Annotated in this window: 16 protein-coding genes; 8 read left to right on the top strand and 8 right to left on the bottom strand. The window is 63.4% G+C overall.

Features of this window, described 5'->3' with window-relative positions; all coding sequences use genetic code 11:
• The 5 genes from metW to APH28_RS27515 form a co-directional block, all read left to right on the top strand.
• Positions 1 to 592: methionine biosynthesis protein MetW (gene metW, locus APH28_RS27495; RefSeq protein WP_156340961.1), on the top strand; the 592-nt coding region annotated here is incomplete at its 5' end.
• A gap of 22 nt (positions 593 to 614) precedes the next feature.
• Positions 615 to 1,049 carry a DUF4426 domain-containing protein gene (locus tag APH28_RS27500; RefSeq protein WP_060513555.1) on the top strand — a complete coding sequence of 145 codons (435 nt, stop codon included), beginning with the start codon at positions 615 to 617 and terminating at the stop codon, positions 1,047 to 1,049.
• The gene (rdgB, locus tag APH28_RS27505) at positions 1,046 to 1,642 is read left to right on the top strand and encodes an RdgB/HAM1 family non-canonical purine NTP pyrophosphatase (RefSeq protein WP_060513556.1); all 597 of its coding nucleotides are present in this window, start codon (positions 1,046 to 1,048) and stop codon (positions 1,640 to 1,642) included. Before APH28_RS27500 ends, rdgB begins: the two co-directional genes overlap by 4 nt.
• Positions 1,639 to 2,814, top strand: a complete 1,176-nt coding sequence (hemW, locus tag APH28_RS27510; RefSeq protein ID WP_060513557.1) for a radical SAM family heme chaperone HemW — start codon at positions 1,639 to 1,641, stop codon at positions 2,812 to 2,814. Before rdgB ends, hemW begins: the two co-directional genes overlap by 4 nt.
• 9 nt (positions 2,815 to 2,823) lie before the next feature.
• Complete coding sequence (locus APH28_RS27515) at positions 2,824 to 3,150, top strand: DUF3392 family protein (RefSeq protein WP_027920975.1); 327 nt, start codon at positions 2,824 to 2,826, stop codon at positions 3,148 to 3,150.
• A gap of 367 nt (positions 3,151 to 3,517) precedes the next feature.
• On the opposite strand, the gene trmB is transcribed toward APH28_RS27515, so the two are convergent.
• From trmB to APH28_RS27535, 4 genes are all read right to left on the bottom strand, one after another.
• Positions 3,518 to 4,240: a tRNA (guanosine(46)-N7)-methyltransferase TrmB gene (gene trmB / locus APH28_RS27520; protein WP_060513558.1), complete on the bottom strand. Its 723-nt coding sequence runs from the start codon at positions 4,238 to 4,240 to the stop codon at positions 3,518 to 3,520.
• 9 nt (positions 4,241 to 4,249) lie between these two features.
• Positions 4,250 to 5,062, bottom strand: coding sequence for a thiazole synthase (locus tag APH28_RS27525; protein WP_060513559.1), 813 nt, complete (start codon positions 5,060 to 5,062; stop codon positions 4,250 to 4,252).
• Positions 5,063 to 5,116: 54 nt separating this feature from the next.
• Complete coding sequence (thiS, locus tag APH28_RS27530; RefSeq protein WP_060513567.1) at positions 5,117 to 5,317, bottom strand: sulfur carrier protein ThiS; 201 nt, start codon at positions 5,315 to 5,317, stop codon at positions 5,117 to 5,119.
• A 102-nt stretch (positions 5,318 to 5,419) separates the two neighbouring features.
• Positions 5,420 to 5,791: a DUF423 domain-containing protein gene (locus APH28_RS27535; RefSeq protein WP_060513560.1), complete on the bottom strand. Its 372-nt coding sequence runs from the start codon at positions 5,789 to 5,791 to the stop codon at positions 5,420 to 5,422.
• A gap of 64 nt (positions 5,792 to 5,855) precedes the next feature.
• Between APH28_RS27535 and mtgA the strand changes: the two genes are divergently transcribed.
• Positions 5,856 to 6,566: a monofunctional biosynthetic peptidoglycan transglycosylase gene (gene mtgA / locus APH28_RS27540; RefSeq protein ID WP_060513561.1), complete on the top strand. Its 711-nt coding sequence runs from the start codon at positions 5,856 to 5,858 to the stop codon at positions 6,564 to 6,566.
• A 61-nt stretch (positions 6,567 to 6,627) separates the two neighbouring features.
• Here mtgA and rpoH read toward each other — a convergent pair whose 3' ends face one another.
• The 4 genes from rpoH to ftsY all read right to left on the bottom strand — a co-directional run bounded on the left by rpoH (position 6,628) and on the right by ftsY (position 10,819).
• On the bottom strand, positions 6,628 to 7,482 hold the full coding sequence (rpoH, locus tag APH28_RS27545) for an RNA polymerase sigma factor RpoH (RefSeq protein WP_054884203.1): 855 nt from the start codon (positions 7,480 to 7,482) through the stop codon (positions 6,628 to 6,630).
• A gap of 111 nt (positions 7,483 to 7,593) precedes the next feature.
• The gene (ftsX, locus tag APH28_RS27550) at positions 7,594 to 8,622 is read right to left on the bottom strand and encodes a permease-like cell division protein FtsX (protein ID WP_060513562.1); all 1,029 of its coding nucleotides are present in this window, start codon (positions 8,620 to 8,622) and stop codon (positions 7,594 to 7,596) included.
• Entirely contained in the window at positions 8,619 to 9,290 is a 672-nt protein-coding gene (gene ftsE / locus APH28_RS27555) for a cell division ATP-binding protein FtsE (protein WP_012274659.1), read from the bottom strand. The genes ftsX and ftsE overlap by 4 nt, the downstream gene beginning before the upstream one ends.
• A 2-nt stretch (positions 9,291 to 9,292) precedes the next feature.
• Positions 9,293 to 10,819, bottom strand: coding sequence for a signal recognition particle-docking protein FtsY (ftsY, locus tag APH28_RS27560; RefSeq protein WP_060513563.1), 1,527 nt, complete (start codon positions 10,817 to 10,819; stop codon positions 9,293 to 9,295).
• 232 nt (positions 10,820 to 11,051) lie between these two features.
• Here ftsY and APH28_RS27565 point away from each other — a divergent pair, with 232 nt between their 5' ends.
• Complete coding sequence (locus tag APH28_RS27565) at positions 11,052 to 12,407, top strand: pitrilysin family protein (RefSeq protein ID WP_060513564.1); 1,356 nt, start codon at positions 11,052 to 11,054, stop codon at positions 12,405 to 12,407.
• Entirely contained in the window at positions 12,400 to 13,884 is a 1,485-nt protein-coding gene (locus APH28_RS27570) for a pitrilysin family protein (protein ID WP_060513565.1), read from the top strand. Before APH28_RS27565 ends, APH28_RS27570 begins: the two co-directional genes overlap by 8 nt.
• Positions 13,885 to 13,908: the final 24 nt, after the last annotated feature.

The following is a 13,908-nucleotide window of genomic DNA, read 5'->3' on the forward strand; positions in this document are numbered from 1 at the left end:
GTGGATTCCCGCCGGCAGCCGGGTACTCGACCTGGGCTGCGGCAGTGGCGAGCTGCTGGCTTCGCTGCGCGACCGCAAGCAGGTCACCGGCTACGGCCTGGAAATCGACGCTGACAACATCGCCGCCTGCGTGGCCAAGGGCGTCAACGTCATCGAGCAGGATCTCGACAAGGGCCTGGGCAACTTCGCCAGCAACAGCTTCGACGTGGTGATCATGACCCAGGCCCTGCAGGCCGTGGAGTACCCTGACCGCATTCTCGACGAGATGCTGCGGGTGGGGCGCCAGTGCATCATCACCTTCCCCAATTTCGGCCATTGGCGCTGCCGCTGGTACCTGGCCACCAAGGGTCGCATGCCGGTTTCGGACTTCATGCCGTACACCTGGTACAACACGCCGAACATCCACTTCTGCACCTTCGCCGACTTCGAAGAGCTGTGCCATGAGCGCCGTGCCAAGGTCCTTGACCGCCTAGCCGTCGACCACTTGCACCGTAACGGGTGGGGTGGGCGGCTTTGGCCTAATCTTCTAGGTGAAATCGGCATCTATCGCGTCAGCAGCCCAGGCCTGCAGGAGCACCAACTGGCGGTCTGAAGCCCATCGGAGGATCCGCACCATGCGTCGCCTTGCCCTGTTCCTGATCAGCCTGTGCCTGGCGCTGCCAGTGACGGCGGCCGATGCCGCCCGACCCGAACGCAAGGAAGTCTTTGGCGACGTGACGGTGCACTACAGCGCCTTTACCTCGAGCATGCTGCAACCGGACATCGCCGCGGCCACCGGGCTCAACCGGAGCAAGAACCAAGGCGTGCTCAACATCGCCGTGCTCAAGGCCGACAAGCCTGCCATGGCGGTGGTCAGCGGCACCGTGAAGGACCTGACCGGGCGCACCAGCCCGCTGTCGTTCAAGCAGATCACGGATCAGGGCGCGGTGTATTACATCGCCCAGTTCAAGATCGAGCAGGCCGAGACCCTGACCTTCGACCTCAATGTCGAAACCGGCGGGGTCAGCCATCCACTCAGTTTCAACCAGGAAGTGTTCCCAGGCGAATGATGAATTTCCAGCAACTCGTATTGGCCAGCCACAACGCCGGCAAACTCAAGGAACTCCAGGCCATGCTCGGCCAGTCCGTGCAATTGCGCTCGATTGGTGAGTTTAGCCAGGTAGAGCCCGAAGAGACCGGCCTGTCGTTCGTCGAGAACGCCATCCTGAAGGCTCGCAATGCCGCGCGTATCTCCGGCCTGCCGGCGCTGGCCGACGACTCCGGTCTGGCCGTGGACTTCCTCGGCGGTGCGCCGGGCATCTATTCGGCGCGTTATGCCGACGGCAAGGGTGACGCGGCGAACAATGCCAAGTTGCTCGAAGCGCTCAAGGACGTACCAGCAGAGCAGCGCGGTGCCCAGTTCGTCTGCGTGCTGGCGCTGGTGCGCCACGCCGATGACCCGCTGCCGATCCTGTGCGAAGGCCTGTGGCATGGCAGCATCCTGTTCGAGGCCAGCGGCGAGCATGGCTTCGGCTACGACCCGCTGTTCTGGGTGCCGGAGCGCAAGTGCTCGAGCGCCGACCTCGCGCCTGTGGATAAAAACCAGCTCAGCCACCGCGCCCGCGCCATGGCCCTGCTGCGTCAACGTCTGGGCCTGGCATGATCGCAACGCTGTCCGAAGCTGGCGCGGTGGCGCTCACCCGCTTGCCGCCGCTGGCGCTGTACATCCACATCCCGTGGTGTGTGCGCAAATGCCCTTACTGTGACTTCAATTCCCATGCTGCCGGGCCTGAACTGCCGGAAGAGGCTTACGTCGACGCCCTGTTGACCGACCTCGACCTGGAGCAAGCGGCCGTACAGGGGCGGACCCTGTCGTCGATCTTCTTCGGTGGCGGTACGCCAAGCCTGTTCAGCGCCGGTGCCCTGGCGCGCCTGTTGCGTGGCGTGGAACAACGCATTCCGTTCGCGGCAGACATCGAGATCACTCTCGAGGCCAACCCTGGCACTTTCGAGCAAGAGAAGTTCAAGGCTTACCGACAGACCGGCATCAACCGGCTGTCCATCGGCGTGCAAAGCTTCCAGCCAGCCAAACTGGAGGCGCTGGGCCGCATCCACAATGGCGACGAAGCGATCCGCGCCGCCGGCATGGCGCGTGCTGCGGGCTTCGACAACTTCAACATGGACCTCATGCACGGCTTGCCCGACCAGTCGCTGGATGACGCCCTGGGCGACCTGCGCCAGGCCATCGACCTGGGGCCCACGCACCTGTCGTGGTACCAGCTGACCGTCGAACCGAACACAGTGTTCTGGAACCAGCCGCCGGAGCTGCCCGAGGACGATATCCTCTGGGACATCCAGGAAGCAGGCCAGGCACTGATGGCGGCCAACGGCTTCAAGCAGTATGAAGTTTCGGCCTATGCCCAAGCCGACCGTGCCGCCCGGCACAACCTCAACTACTGGCAGTTCGGCGACTTCATCGGCATCGGTGCTGGCGCCCACGGCAAGCTGACCTTCGCCGACGGCCGTATTCTGCGTACCTGGAAGACCCGCTTGCCCAAGGACTACCTGAACCTGGCCAAGCCATTCAAGGCCGGCGAGAAGCTGCTGCCAGTGGATGAGTTGCCGTTCGAGTTCCTGATGAACGCCCTGCGCCTCACCGATGGCGTGGAAGCCGAACTGTTCACCCAGCGCACCGGGCTGCCCCTGGCACAGCTGGCCGAAGCCCGCCGTGCAGCCGAACAAAAGGGCCTTTTGCAGGTCGAACCGGATCGACTGGTGGCCACACCACGCGGCCAGCTGTTCCTCAATGACCTGCTGCAGTATTTCTTGACCTAAGGATGACCCATGGATCTGGTACTTGATCTGCTCGCCACGGTTTCCCGTTGGAGCCGCAGCAATCTGTCTGAGATTTCCCTGGCCCTGGTAGGCTGCCTGCTGGTGCTGTTCGGCACCGATATCAAAGGCTGGGTGGACCAGCGCCTGGGTGCCTTGGCGGGTGCGCTGCGGGTGCCGGTGATGGCTGCCTTGGTAATGATCGGCAGTGGCGCGGCGTTGATCTATGCCACGCCTTGGGTGGTGAAGGGGTTGGGGCAATTCAACAACTACGCGCTGGCGCCAGTGTTGTTGGTGGTGCTGGTGTTGATTGGCGTGGTGGCTGATCGCCGCGGGTGAGCCTGCTAAAAGCTGCCCCGGCGAACCAGGGCAGCCCTACCACCTGACTAACCCTTACTGGGCATCGTCAAAGTGATCGCGCATGAAATCCCGAGCGGTCTTGAGAACAGTCAAGATCCGGATGAGCTTCCAGACGCGGCTCAGCGCATCAAGCAAACGCCTCACACTTGATGCTGAATATGTCTCATCATTGACCCATCGTCTCAGGCTGCCTATGATCCTCTGACCGTGTGGCGGCTTTCGGTGAAGCCTTGGAGCGGAGGATACTCAGTCCTGTTGCTCCCATAAAAAAACCGCTCTTCTCAGAGCGGTTTTTTTCGCCTGCATTTCTACAGGCCTCAGCGTATCGAAAGGCTCTATCCGCCAATCAATCCACTTTCTCGAACTTCAAGTCCCACACCCCATGCCCCAGCCGCTCGCCGCGGCGTTCGAACTTGGTGATCGGGCGTTCTTCCGGGCGCGGCACGTAGGTACCGTCTTCAGCACGGTTGCGATAGCCCGGGGCGGCGCTCATCACTTCCAGCATGTACTCGGCGTACGGCTCCCAGTCGGTCGCCATGTGGAACACACCACCGGGCTTGAGCTTGCGACGTACGAGTTCGGCAAACTCCAGCTGGACGATGCGGCGCTTGTGATGACGCGCCTTGTGCCACGGATCCGGGAAGAACAGCATCAAGCGGTCGAGGCTGTTGTCGGCCACGCAGCGGTTGAGCACTTCAATCGCATCGCAGTCATACACCCGCAGGTTCTTCAGGCCCTGGGTCAGCACACCGTTGAGCAGCGCGCCAACACCCGGACGGTGCACTTCGACACCGATGAAGTCCTGTTCAGGCGCGGCAGCGGCCATTTCCAGCAGGGAATGGCCCATGCCGAAGCCGATCTCCAGGGTACGCGGCGCCGAACGGCCGAACACCTGGTCGTAGTCCACCGGGCTATCAGACAGCGGCAGGATGAACTGCGGGCCGCCTTGGTCGAGGCCGCGTTGCTGGCCTTCGGTCATGCGCCCGGCGCGCATCACGAAGCTCTTGATGCGGCGGTGTGGGCGCTGGTCGCCGTCGGCGGAGATCGGCGTATCTTGCGAGTCAGTCATCAGGGGCTCTTACTTGATCAGACCATCCAGCGGCGAAGAGGCGCTGGCGTAAAGTTTTTTCGGCATGCGGCCGGCCAGGTAGGCCATGCGGCCGGCGAGGATGGCGTGCTTCATGGCCTCGGCCATCAGCACCGGCTGCTGAGCATGGGCGATGGCCGAGTTCATCAGCACGGCTTCACAACCCATTTCCATGGCGATGGTGGCGTCGGAGGCGGTACCTACACCCGCGTCAACCAGCACCGGCACCTTGGATTCTTCCAGGATGATCTGCAGGTTGTACGGGTTGCAGATACCCAGACCAGTGCCGATCAGGCCGGCCAGCGGCATCACCGCGATGCAGCCGGCTTCGGCCAACTGGCGGGCGATGATCGGGTCGTCGCTGGTGTAGACCATCACGTCGAAACCGTCCTTGACCAGCACTTCGGCGGCCTTGAGGGTCTCGATCACATTGGGGAACAGGGTTTTCTGGTCGGCCAGCACTTCCAGCTTCACCAGGGTGCGCGACTCATGGGATTTGCGGCCATCGAGCAGTTCGCGAGCCAGACGGCAGGTACGCACCGCCTCGACAGCATCGAAGCAACCTGCGGTGTTTGGCAGGATGGTGTACTTGTCGGGCGACAGCACGTCGAGCAGGTTCGGCTCGCCCGCATTCTGGCCCAGGTTGGTCCGGCGCACGGCCACGGTGACGATCTCGGCACCCGAGGCCTCGGTGGCCAGGCGGGTTTCTTCCATGTCACGGTACTTGCCGGTGCCGACCAGCAGGCGCGACTGGAAAGTGCGCCCGGCCAGGATGAAGGGCTTGTCGCTACGAACGTTGCTCATCGTTGTTCCTCGGGAAAAGATTGCTGGGCTTGCAGGTGAATCGCCGGGCCGGGCTCAGCCGCCACCGATGGCGTGGACCACTTCGACCTGGTCACCTTCGTTCAGCTGCGTGCTGTCGTGCTGGCTGCGCGGCACGATATCCAGGTTGAGTTCCACCGCCACCCGACGCCCGGCAAGTTCCAGGCGGGTCAGCAGGGCCGCGACGCTTTCGCCAGCGGGCAATTCGTAAGGTTCACCGTTCAGTTGAATGCGCATGCGCACGGTCACCATTGTTCTTTGGGGCCCGCATTCTAGCGCCGATCCACGCACGAACCCAAGGGCGCTGCGCGCCATTAGTCGCGATTGTGGACCGCTTGGTCAGCCCAGGCGCCAGGCAGCCAGGCCCAGGCACAGCCAACCGGCGAGGAAGCACAGGCCGCCGATGGGGGTGATGATGCCCAGTTTGCCCAGACCGCTGAGTGTCAGCAGGTAAAGGCTACCGGAGAACAGCACGATGCCCAGGGAGAACAGGCCGCCGGCCCAGCCGATCAGCCGCCCCGGCAGATGTACCGAGAGCACGGCGACACCGAAGATCGCCAGGGCATGCACCAGCTGATAGGTCACCCCCGTGTGGAAAATGGCCAGGTAATCGGCGGTCAGGCGATTCTTCAGCCCATGTGCGGCAAACGCGCCCAAGGCGACGCCGGTAAAGCCGAAGAAGGCAGCGAGCATGAGGAAGCTGCGAAGCATGGGACGACTCCTTGTATCGGGTCTGTATAATGGCCCGTTCCACCGGTCCGGCCAAGCCATCGCCATGCTGTCATCCATTCTCCGCCGCCTCGCCCGCGTCCTGCTCTGGTTCGCTGCCGGCAGTATTGTGCTGGTGCTGGTGTTTCGCTGGGTGCCACCGCCGGGCACGGCCTTGATGCTCGAACGCAAGGTGCAATCGTGGGTGAGTGGCGAACCGATCGACCTGCAACGCGACTGGGAACCGTGGGAAAACATCTCCGACGAACTCAAGGTGGCGGTCATCGCTGGTGAGGACCAGAAGTTCGCCAGCCATTGGGGCTTCGACATTCCAGCCATCCAGGCGGCGCTGGCGTACAACGAGCGTGGCGGCAGCATTCGGGGGGCCAGCACCCTGACGCAGCAGGTGGCCAAGAACCTGTTCCTGTGGTCAGGCCGCAGCTATTTCCGCAAAGGTCTGGAGGCCTGGTTCACGGCGCTGATCGAGCTGTTCTGGTCGAAGGAGCGGATTCTCGAGGTCTACCTGAACAGCGCCGAGTGGGGCAAAGGCGTGTTTGGTGCACAAGCTGCAGCGCGTTATCACTTTGGGGTCGATGCCAGCCGGCTGACCCGCCAGCAAGCCGCGCAACTCGCCGCAGTACTGCCGAGCCCGATCAAGTGGAGCGCTAGCCGGCCCAGTGCCTATGTGGCGAGCCGGGCGGGCTGGATTCGCCGACAGATGAGCCAGCTGGGCGGGCCCAGCTACCTGATGCAACTGGACAACTCGGGCAGGCCGTAAGCCAACAAAAAAGCCGCTGACCCTCTCGGGCCAGCGGCTTTTTCAATGCAGCCAGGCTTGATCAGACGGTGATCAGCGCCTTGACCTTGTTCATCGCATTCTTCTCCAGCTGGCGAATACGCTCAGCCGAAACGCTGTACTTGTCAGCCAGCTCATGCAACGTGGCCTTTTCTTCTGCCAGCCAGCGCTGGTAAAGAATATCGCGACTACGGTCGTCCAGGCCTTGCAGCGCTTCGTGCAGGTTGCTGGTGGAGTTGTCGCTCCAATCAGCGTCTTCCAGCTGCACAGCCGGGTCGTAGCGGTGGTCTTCCAGGTAATGCGCAGGCGACTGGAAGGCGCTGTCGTCATCCGCTTCGGCTGCCGGGTCGAAGGCCATGTCCTGACCACTCAGGCGGCTTTCCATCTCGCGCACTTCACGTGGTTCGACGCCGAGGCTTTCTGCCACGCGATGCACTTCGTCGTTGTTCAGCCAGGCCAGACGCTTCTTCTGGCTGCGCAGGTTGAAGAACAGCTTGCGCTGGGCCTTGGTGGTGGCCACTTTGACGATGCGCCAGTTGCGCAGGATGAACTCGTGGATCTCTGCCTTGATCCAGTGCACGGCGAAGGACACCAGGCGCACGCCCATTTCCGGGTTGAAGCGCTTGACTGCCTTCATCAGGCCGACGTTGCCTTCCTGGATCAGGTCGGCCTGGGCCAGCCCGTAGCCTGCATAGCTACGCGCGATATGTACTACAAAACGCAGGTGGGCCATCACCATTTGCCGAGCGGCCTCGAGATCCTGCTCATAGTAGAGACGCTCGGCCAGATCACGCTCCTGCTCGACAGACAACAGCGGGATGCTGTTGACCGTGTGCACGTAGGCTTCCAGGTTTGCACCGGGCACCAGGGCATAGGCAGGTTGCAACGATGTGGTCATTCAAGAACCTCCGACTTGCTAAACTCGCGCCTTGTGAGCGCTGCAAACATTGACCCGGAACGACCGTACAAGTTCCATCGTGAAGAAAATGTCAATGCTGGCACGTAAAAACTATCGCGGTGCCAACTCGTTCAAATGACGAGCGACTGCGATCCATGCACCGATATACCCCAACAGTACCGCTCCGATCAAGAGCGACAGACCATCGGACGCCGGCACTCCGCCCAGGGCGAAGTCACTGCCATACAGCCCGGACAGCCCTACCACGGCCTCGTTAAGCCAGTTCAGGCCAAAGGCCAGGATCGCCCAGGCCAGCACACCCGCGCCCAGGCCGTACAAGGCGCCCATGTACAGGAACGGCCGGCGTACGTAGCTGTCGGTGCCGCCTACCAGCTTGATCACTTCGATCTCGATGCGGCGGTTTTCGATATGTAGACGAATTGTGTTACCGATTACTAATAGCAGCGCAGAAATCAGCATCACCGCCAAGCCGAAGACGAAGCGATCCCCCAGCTTGAGGATCGCAGCGAGGCGCTCCACCCATACCAGATCCAGCTGCGCATTCTCCACCCTTGGCAGCTCCGACAGACGTTGGCGCAAAGCTTCCAGGGCCGGCTTGTCGACTTCTGTAGGGGTCACTACCACGACACCGGGCAACGGGTTGTCGGGCAATTCGCGCAATGCCTCACCCAACCCGGACTGCTGCTGGAATTCTTCCAGGGCCTGCCCAGGGCTGACGTACTGGGCCTCGGCGACACCCGGCATCTGCCTGATTTCGTCGCGCAGGGCTTCACCCTGCTGGCTGCCCGCATCGAGTTTGAGGTAAAGCGAAATTTGCGCAGCGCGCTGCCAGGAGCCGCCCAACACCTCGATGTTCTTCAGCAGCAGCGACAGGCCCATGGGCATGCTCAGAGCCACGGCCATCACGAGGCAGGTGAAGAAGCTACCGATCGGCTGCTTGCCCAGGCGCCGCAGGCTGTCGGCCAGGCTGGCGCGATGGCTTTCCAGCCAGGCGTGCAGCAGGGTGCGGAAGTCCGGGCCGTCGTCGTCGTGATCGCCGCCCTTCTTCTTGGCCGGCTGCGGGTCGGCAGCCTTGGGCGCAACGCGCTCGGAAACCTTTGGTGTACGTGTAGTGCTCATTGCCCGGCCTCCCCATCGCCGATCAGACGACCGCGCTGCAGGGTCAGCATGCGGTGGCGCATGCGCGCAATCAGTGCCAAGTCGTGACTGGCGATCAGAACCGTGGTGCCCAGACGGTTGATGTCCTCGAACACCCCCATGATCTCCGCGGCCAGGCGCGGGTCGAGGTTACCGGTGGGTTCGTCCGCCAACAGCAGGGCTGGCTGGTGGACGATGGCGCGGGCGATACCGACCCGCTGCTGCTGGCCAGTGGACAGGTCGGCCGGGAACAGCTCGCCCTTGTCGGACAGCGAAACGCGCTCCAGCGCCGAGTCTACGCGCTTGGCGATCTCGGCCTTGGACAAGCCGAGAATCTGCAGCGGCAGGGCGATGTTGTTGAATACCGTGCGGTCGAACAGCAGCTGGTGGTTCTGGAACACCACGCCGATCTGCCGACGCAGGAACGGGATCTGCGCATTGCTGATCTGGCCCAGGTCCTGCCCGGCCAGCATCAGCTTGCCGCTGGTCGGGCGCTCCATGGCCAGCAACAGGCGCAGCAAGGTGCTCTTGCCCGCGCCCGAGTGGCCGGTGACGAACAGGAACTCGCCCCGGCGCGCCCGGAAGCTCAGCTCATGCAAGCCGACATGGCCATTAGGGTAGCGCTTGGCAACCTGTTCGAATCGGATCATGGTCAGTCTCGCTCGGCGAACAGAGCCTTGACGAACGGCTCGGCTTCGAAGGTGCGCAGGTCGTCGATGCCTTCACCGACACCGATGAAGCGGATCGGCAGCTTGAATTGCTTGGCCAGGGCGAAGATCACCCCGCCCTTGGCAGTGCCATCCAGCTTGGTCAAGGCCAGGCCGGTCAGCTCGACGCTCTGGTTGAAGTACTTGGCCTGGCTGATGGCGTTCTGCCCGGTACCGGCGTCGAGCACCAGCAGCACCTCGTGCGGCGCCTCAGCGTCGAGCTTGCCGATCACCCGGCGGACCTTCTTCAGCTCTTCCATCAGGTTGTCTTTGGTGTGCAGCCGGCCGGCGGTATCTGCGATCAGCACATCGACACCACGGGCCTTGGCGGCCTGCACGGCGTCGAAGATCACCGAGGCCGAATCGGCGCCAGTGTGCTGGGCGATCACCGGAATCTGGTTGCGCTCGCCCCAGACCTGCAGCTGCTCGACGGCGGCGGCGCGGAAGGTGTCACCGGCAGCCAGCATGACTTTCTTGCCTTCCAGCTGCAGCTTCTTGGCCAGCTTGCCGATGGTGGTGGTCTTGCCGGCACCGTTCACGCCGACGACCAGAATCACGTAGGGCTTGTTCTGCGCTTCGACTTTGAGCGGCTGCTCGACCGGGCGCAGCAGTGCTGCAAGTTCTTCCTGCAGCGACTTGTACAGCGCGTCGGCGTCGGCCAGCTGCTTGCGGGCTACCTTCTGGGTCAGGTTCTGGACGATGGCCGAGGTGGCTTCGACGCCGACGTCGGCAGTCAGCAGGCGGGTTTCGATCTCGTCGAGCAGGTCGTCATCGATGACTTTCTTGCCCAGGAACAGGCTGGCCATGCCCTCGCCAATGCTGGCACTGGTCTTCGACAGGCCCTGTTTGAGGCGGGCGAAGAAACCGGGTTTGGACTGTTCGCTGGCGACCGGAGCGGCAACCTCAGGGGCGGGTTCTGGCTCAACGGGCGCAGGGGCGGCAACCGGGGCCACGACCACCGGCTCTGGTGCGGGACGTTCCGGAATCACCGGCGGCGCCTTCGGTTCCAGGTCTGGCACCAGTGCCACAGGCTCTTCGGCTACCGGAAGCACCAGGTTGCTGACAGGCGCGGCATGTTCAACCACCGGGGCAGTCTCGACCGGCGCTGCGTGCAGGGGCATGGAGGCGACCGGCTCAGGCACCGGAGCAACCAGCGGCTCAGAAGCGACCGGCTCAGGCTCGGGCGCCTGTACTGGCACGCAAGCAACTGGCTCTGGCACAGGCGCTTCGACCACCGGGGTCACCGAGGGCACAGGCTCGACCGGCTCAGGCTGTTGCACCTCGACCAGCGGCTGCTCGGCGGCAGGCTGCGGCGCTACCGGCTCGGCGGACTGCACCTCGGGCGCTTGTGGCTCAGGCGTTTGAGGCTGTTCGGCGACAGGTTGCTGCGGCTTCTTGCGAAACCAGCTGAACAGGCCTTTTTTCTCGCCAGCCTCGGCCGGCGCTTTTTTGTCGTCGTTGGAACCAAACATGGAAGACGGCTATCTCAGGGTAGCGATGGGCCAGCAACTGGCACATCAGGAATTCTCTAAACGCAGAACAGACTATTTTGAATCCGACTGGTTCATGCGCAATGTTTTGTCTTTAAGGGCCTGCAGGCCAGAACGGCGACAGGCATGGTCGCCAGGCAACCGGATCAGTATCCTAGCACCTCCTGGCCCGCCGACGCTAAACCAGCGGGCCGCCGAACAGGTTAATCACCGTATGAATGCTCTAGCCCGCCGCGCCGCTGGCCTGTTGCTCAGCACACTCTGCCTGCCGCTGGCCGCTTTCGCCGCCGATGTGCAACCCACCCACGAATTCATCCTCGACAATGGCCTGAAAGTGGTCGTGCGCGAAGACCATCGCGCCCCGGTGGTCGTCTCGCAGATCTGGTACAAGGTCGGTTCCAGCTACGAGACGCCGGGCCAGACCGGCTTGTCCCATGCCCTGGAACACATGATGTTCAAGGGCAGCGCCAAGATCGGCCCCGGCGAGGCCTCGCGCATCCTGCGTGACCTTGGCGCGGAAGAGAACGCTTTCACCAGCGACGATTACACCGCCTATTACCAGGTGCTGGCTCGCGACCGCCTGCCGGTGGCCCTGGAACTGGAAGCCGACCGCCTGGCCAGCTTGCGCCTGCCTGCTGACGAGTTCGCCCGCGAAATCGAGGTGATCAAGGAAGAGCGCCGCCTGCGCACCGATGACCAGCCCAGCGCCAAGGCTTTCGAGCTGTTCCGTGCCATGGCCTTCCCGGCCAGCGGCTACCACACCCCGACCATCGGCTGGATGGCCGACCTTGAGCGCATGAAGGTCGAGGAGCTGCGCCACTGGTATGAATCCTGGTATGCACCGAACAATGCCACCCTGGTGGTGGTTGGCGATGTCACCGCTGATGAAGTCAAAGGCCTGGCGCAGAAATATTTCGGCAGCATTCCCAAGCGGGCCGTGCCACCGGCCAAACTGCCGCTGGAGCTCGCCGAACCAGGGCAGCGCCTGCTGACCCTGCACGTGCCTACCCAGTTGCCGAGCCTGATCTACGGTTTCAACGTCCCGAGCCTGGCAACCGCCAAGGACCCACGCACCGTGCACGCCCTGCGGCTGATCTCGGCCCTGCTCGATGGCGGCTACAGCGCGCGCATGCCGGCGCGCCTGGAGCGTGGCCAGGAGCTGGTGGCCGGCGCCTCGTCCAGCTACAACGCCTTCACCCGTGGCGACAGCCTGTTCCTGATCTCGGCCACGCCAAACGTGCAGAAGCAGAAATCCCTGGCCGACGTCGAAAAAGGCGTCTGGCAGCTGCTCGAGGAGCTCAAGACCACCCCGCCAAGCGCCGAAGAGCTGGAACGCGTTCGCGCCCAGGTCATCGCCGGCCTGGTCTACGACCGCGACTCCATCAGCAGCCAGGCCACCACCATCGGCCAGCTGGAAACCGTCGGCCTGTCCTGGAAGCTGATCGACAGCGAGCTGGACGAACTGAAGCGCGTCACTCCGGAAGACGTGCAGAACGCCGCACGCACCTATTTCACCCGCGAACGCCTGAGCGTTGCCCACGTACTGCCCGAGGAGTCCGCTCATGAGTGATCGCAGCGCACCACGCTACACCCTGATCGGCACGGGCATCATCGCGCTGGTGGTAGCGATGGCCGCCGTGCTCGCACGCCCGGCGCATTCCGAAGCCGAAAGCAGCGCCGCACGTCCAGCCAACACCCTGCAGTCGTTGGCCGAACTGGATGGCAAGGCGCCCAGCCGGCGCCAGCTGAACATCCAGAACTGGACCACAGCCGAAGGCGCCCGGGTGCTGTTCGTCGAAGCCCGCGAACTGCCGATGTTCGACCTGCGCGTGACCTTCGCCGCCGGCAGCAGCCAGGACGGCAATACGCCGGGCCTGGCTACCCTGACCAACGCCATGCTCAACGAAGGTGTTGCCGGCAAGGACGTGACCGCCATCGCCGAAGGCTTCGAGGGCCTGGGTGCCGACTTTGGCAACGGCTCCTACCGCGACATGGCCGTGGCTTCGCTGCGCAGCCTGAGCGCCAAGGACAAACGCGAGCCAGCGCTCAAGCTGTTCGCTGAGGTGACCGGCAAGCCGACCTTCCCCGAAGACGCACTAAAACGCATCAAGAACCAGCTGCTGGCCGGTTTCGAGTATGAGAAGCAGAACCCCGGCAAGATCGCCGGCAAGGCCCTGTTCAGCAAACTCTATGGCGACCACCCTTACGCACAGCCAAGCGATGGCAGTGCCGAGAGCGTGCCAGGCATCACCCTTGAGCAGTTGCACGCCTTCCACGCCAAGGCCTATGCCGCCGGCAACGCGGTGATCGCCCTGGTTGGCGACCTCAGCCGCGAGGAAGCCGAAGCCGTCGCCGCGCAGGTGTCCGCCGCTCTGCCCAAAGGCCCGGCGCTGGCCAAACCGGCCCAGCCGGTTGAACCCAAGGCCGGTGTCACCCATATCGACTTCCCGAGCAAGCAGACGCACCTGATGCTCGCCGAGCTCGGTATCGACCGCCAGGACCCGGACTGGCCAGCCCTGTCACTGGGCAATCAGATCCTCGGCGGCGGCGCCTTCGGCACCCGCCTGATGAGCGAAGTCCGCGAGAAGCGCGGCCTGACCTACGGCGTGTACTCGGTGTTCAGCCCGATGCAGGTGCGCGGCCCGTTCATGATCAACCTGCAAACCCGTGCCGAGCTCAGCGAAGGCACGCTCAAGCTGGTTCAGGATATCCTTGCCGACTACCTCAAGAGCGGCCCGACCCAGCAAGAGCTGGACGATGCCAAGCGCGAACTGGCCGGCAGCTTCCCGCTGTCCAATGCCAGCAATGCCAGCATCGTCGGCCAACTGGGCGCGATCGGCTTTTACAACCTGCCACTGACCTGGCTGGAAGACTTCATGCAGCAGTCCCAGGCGCTGACCGTCGAGCAGGTCAAGGCGGCGATGAACAAGCACCTGGCAGCCGATAAACTGGTAATCGTCACTGTCGGCCCGAAAGTGCCACAGAAGCCACTGCCTGCCCCTACTGACAAACCGTCCGAGCAGCCGCTCGGCGTACCGGAGCACTAATGCCTAGATCCACCCCTCCCGCCC

The organism is Pseudomonas sp. NBRC 111124 (assembly GCF_001320245.1).
GTDB lineage: Bacteria > Pseudomonadota > Gammaproteobacteria > Pseudomonadales > Pseudomonadaceae > Aquipseudomonas.

What these genes read in the sequence shown, in the direction of transcription:
- APH28_RS27500 (WP_060513555.1), top strand. Translation starts at nt 615, where the DNA reads ATGCGTCGCCTTGCCCTGTTCCTGATCAGCCTGTGCCTGGCGCTGCCA.
- rdgB (WP_060513556.1), top strand. Translation starts at nt 1,046, where the DNA reads ATGATGAATTTCCAGCAACTCGTATTGGCCAGCCACAACGCCGGCAAA.
- hemW (WP_060513557.1), top strand. Translation starts at nt 1,639, where the DNA reads ATGATCGCAACGCTGTCCGAAGCTGGCGCGGTGGCGCTCACCCGCTTG.
- APH28_RS27515 (WP_027920975.1), top strand. Translation starts at nt 2,824, where the DNA reads ATGGATCTGGTACTTGATCTGCTCGCCACGGTTTCCCGTTGGAGCCGC.
- trmB (WP_060513558.1), bottom strand. Translation starts at nt 4,240, where the DNA reads ATGACTGACTCGCAAGATACGCCGATCTCCGCCGACGGCGACCAGCGC.
- APH28_RS27525 (WP_060513559.1), bottom strand. Translation starts at nt 5,062, where the DNA reads ATGAGCAACGTTCGTAGCGACAAGCCCTTCATCCTGGCCGGGCGCACT.
- thiS (WP_060513567.1), bottom strand. Translation starts at nt 5,317, where the DNA reads ATGCGCATTCAACTGAACGGTGAACCTTACGAATTGCCCGCTGGCGAA.
- APH28_RS27535 (WP_060513560.1), bottom strand. Translation starts at nt 5,791, where the DNA reads ATGCTTCGCAGCTTCCTCATGCTCGCTGCCTTCTTCGGCTTTACCGGC.
- mtgA (WP_060513561.1), top strand. Translation starts at nt 5,856, where the DNA reads ATGCTGTCATCCATTCTCCGCCGCCTCGCCCGCGTCCTGCTCTGGTTC.
- rpoH (WP_054884203.1), bottom strand. Translation starts at nt 7,482, where the DNA reads ATGACCACATCGTTGCAACCTGCCTATGCCCTGGTGCCCGGTGCAAAC.
- ftsX (WP_060513562.1), bottom strand. Translation starts at nt 8,622, where the DNA reads ATGAGCACTACACGTACACCAAAGGTTTCCGAGCGCGTTGCGCCCAAG.
- ftsE (WP_012274659.1), bottom strand. Translation starts at nt 9,290, where the DNA reads ATGATCCGATTCGAACAGGTTGCCAAGCGCTACCCTAATGGCCATGTC.
- ftsY (WP_060513563.1), bottom strand. Translation starts at nt 10,819, where the DNA reads ATGTTTGGTTCCAACGACGACAAAAAAGCGCCGGCCGAGGCTGGCGAG.
- APH28_RS27565 (WP_060513564.1), top strand. Translation starts at nt 11,052, where the DNA reads ATGAATGCTCTAGCCCGCCGCGCCGCTGGCCTGTTGCTCAGCACACTC.
- APH28_RS27570 (WP_060513565.1), top strand. Translation starts at nt 12,400, where the DNA reads ATGAGTGATCGCAGCGCACCACGCTACACCCTGATCGGCACGGGCATC.